This is a genomic window from Mesorhizobium sp. PL10, from assembly GCF_053714315.1.
On sequence record NZ_JBSKBR010000109.1, the window covers coordinates 1 to 2,400 of the forward strand.

Annotated in this window: 6 protein-coding genes; 2 read left to right on the top strand and 4 right to left on the bottom strand. The window is 59.6% G+C overall.

All coding sequences use genetic code 11. From position 1 onward, the window contains the following. Window positions 1-48: 48 nt before the first annotated feature. From ACWGTO_RS33140 to ACWGTO_RS33155, 4 genes are all read right to left on the bottom strand, one after another. Window positions 49-492: a recombinase family protein gene (locus ACWGTO_RS33140; protein WP_454578907.1), complete on the bottom strand. Its 444-nt coding sequence runs from the start codon at window positions 490-492 to the stop codon at window positions 49-51. Further along, window positions 374-649: a hypothetical protein gene (locus tag ACWGTO_RS33145; RefSeq protein ID WP_454578911.1), complete on the bottom strand. Its 276-nt coding sequence runs from the start codon at window positions 647-649 to the stop codon at window positions 374-376. Before ACWGTO_RS33145 ends, ACWGTO_RS33140 begins: the two co-directional genes overlap by 119 nt. 62 nt (window positions 650-711) lie before the next feature. Next, complete coding sequence (locus ACWGTO_RS33150; RefSeq protein ID WP_454578908.1) at window positions 712-858, bottom strand: hypothetical protein; 147 nt, start codon at window positions 856-858, stop codon at window positions 712-714. Next, window positions 842-1,015, bottom strand: a complete 174-nt coding sequence (locus ACWGTO_RS33155) for a hypothetical protein (protein ID WP_454578909.1) — start codon at window positions 1,013-1,015, stop codon at window positions 842-844. The genes ACWGTO_RS33150 and ACWGTO_RS33155 overlap by 17 nt, the downstream gene beginning before the upstream one ends. A 505-nt stretch (window positions 1,016-1,520) precedes the next feature. On the opposite strand from ACWGTO_RS33155, the gene ACWGTO_RS33160 reads away from it, so the two are divergent. Beyond that, window positions 1,521-1,661: a hypothetical protein gene (locus ACWGTO_RS33160; protein ID WP_454578910.1), complete on the top strand. Its 141-nt coding sequence runs from the start codon at window positions 1,521-1,523 to the stop codon at window positions 1,659-1,661. A gap of 406 nt (window positions 1,662-2,067) precedes the next feature. Continuing rightward, the coding region (locus ACWGTO_RS33165; RefSeq protein WP_454578912.1) for a hypothetical protein at window positions 2,068-2,400 on the top strand (333 nt) is incomplete at its 3' end.

Genomic DNA, 2,400 nt, shown 5'->3' on the forward strand with positions numbered 1-2,400 from the left:
ATCAATGACTTACGTGGCTATGTTCTTTTTGTGTTCTCGTCCAGGTGTTCAAGTCGGGTCTGAGCGATCTTTGCGACGTCCGCGCACGATTCGCTTGCGACCATTGTCGATTATCGTCCGACTTCCGGTTCGGCCAAAGGCGTAAGCACCGGCATAAACAGGATTGGTGAGAAGATTGCTCACCGTCGTGTAGACCGGAAGCTTCCACAGCACCTGCTGCTGTCCCGAGATCCTGGGGTTGATGTACGGAAGCGCGATCTGGTCACTGCGAAGCGATAAGAACACCTGGCGGATGCTTTGCATTTCGGCAAAGCGGGTGAAGACCAAGCCAATCGCCTCGCGCACGCGCCGGTCGGGATCCATTTCGATTTTGTCACGGCCTGCATTCACATAGCCGACGGCGACCGTGAAGAAGAGTTCGCCCCGGCGTGCCTTCTGCTTCAGAGCTTCCATCGAACGGGCCCGCAGGAGCGACAGTTCGAGTTCGCTCATTGTCCCTTTCATGCCCAGCAATAGCCGATCGTTTGGATGGCGTGGTTCGGCCGCAAAATTCGATCAGCGTGTGCCAGTCGCGTCCATTGCGCGCCAGACGGGATACTTCGATTGCGAATACAGCACCGACGCGGCCTTCACAGATCGCTGACAGCATCTTCTCGAAGCCCGGACGACTGACGCCCGAACCCGAGCGGCCAAGGTCGTCATCGATGACTGTCACATCCTCCAGCCAAGACCACGAGCGCGCTCGGCAAGGCCATATTGACGCCGCCGGCTCTCATGATTGTTGGCAAGCTGGTCGACGGTCGATTGGCGGATGTAGATGAAGGCGCCGCGCGCCAGGTGGTCAGACGTGATCTTCATCGCCGGCCTCCGTCGCTGCGGCGACGCTGAGTGCTTCCGACAGCAGCGCGCTTACCAATGGCACCAGCTTCGTCCGTTCGGATGTTGCTATCGGCACCGGTGGCGGCTTGCGCACGAAGAGTTCCAATTGGCGGTGGCAGGATTGACGATGCTTCATGCTTGTCTCCTCCTTCGCGACGGGAATCGTCGCGCAGCAAGCTTAGACAGGCATCAAGCTCGCGCCGAAGTTCCCGCAGATACGCCAGCGGCAGACGGGGACGCTCCATCACCAACATCGCCTCAGCCCGATCTTCCGTCATCCAGACCGGCAGACGCACCAGGGTGCCGTCAGGCTGGCGAATGATCAGAGCAACCCCGTCACCATGGCGAGTGGGCATTATGAAGTTGTTGCACCGATGCCGGGCACCGTCATCAACCGGCGGCACGGATTACTGTGTTTGGCGAACCCGAGAATATGCTCTTCCAAGGCCCCGATTTCTTGCTCATGCGTGCGCGGACAGCCAACAACGCTGAAACAGCCGCTTCAAGTCCAGGCTCCCCCGCGCAGAGCTCGCGAACGGATTCCTCGTATTTCTTTGCACCGCCTTTCCCGACGATCCTGCCGAATGTCTCGCCGCCGAACCGGCCACCGTAGTTGTCGCCGCGCAACGAGGGCACGAGGTGTGAAAATCGAAGACACGATCACGACTCGCCTCTCGCCGCAGGGCTGGGATCACATCAATATCACCGGCGATTACATCTGGTCCGAAGCCTTGCCGCTCGACACCGATGGATATCTGCCCCTGCGCGGCAATCAGGCATGATTGCCATGCCTGCCGTATATCCGTGTCCCAATAACGTACCGGTGCCCACCGGATCACCGGTCTCCTCCACCTCCTCGCGTACGATCGCCAGTTTCTGCTCGACCGTCCAGGAACGGTGAACTCGCTTTCGATCACACCCGCCGGCAACGGCAGAGCTGCGGCCTTGTCAACTTCCGCCGCAGACGGCGTCTCCATGGCCAGATATTTCATGCCGCTAATGTCCATTAAATTTAAGCGGACATTAGCGACGCGAGGTAGCCATCACTAGGCGGCCTTAATCGTACGGATACGATTTGCCTGTGCGAGTGCCCGACCTGCCACCAGGGGCGAATGGTGTGCATCGAGATCCTGAAACCGGCTTCGTTGGAGGTTGTGGCATTTTCTTCGGGTACATCATGACGAGCGGATGCACGCAACCATCATTGGCCAGCCATGCTGCCCGCCGCGTCGGGCGATCGGCACCCTGTTGCCGGACATTCGGAATTGGCCGGTCGACGCTTCACCTGCGCAGTCTTTCCCTGCCACACTGCTGATGCCGCGCTCGGCTACCTCCCTCGGACAAATCTGCGCCAGCATGCGCAGGGACGCAGGCGCGCGGTCGCAACAGCGCCGCCAACCTAAAAACGCTCTCTACTATGGAGATATTTCCATAGGCGCCGAAATTGGACCTTCGCCGGTTGGGGCCGATCGAGCCGCCATCATGCTCTCCGTCATCACGACTTGCCGCCTCAACGAGGTT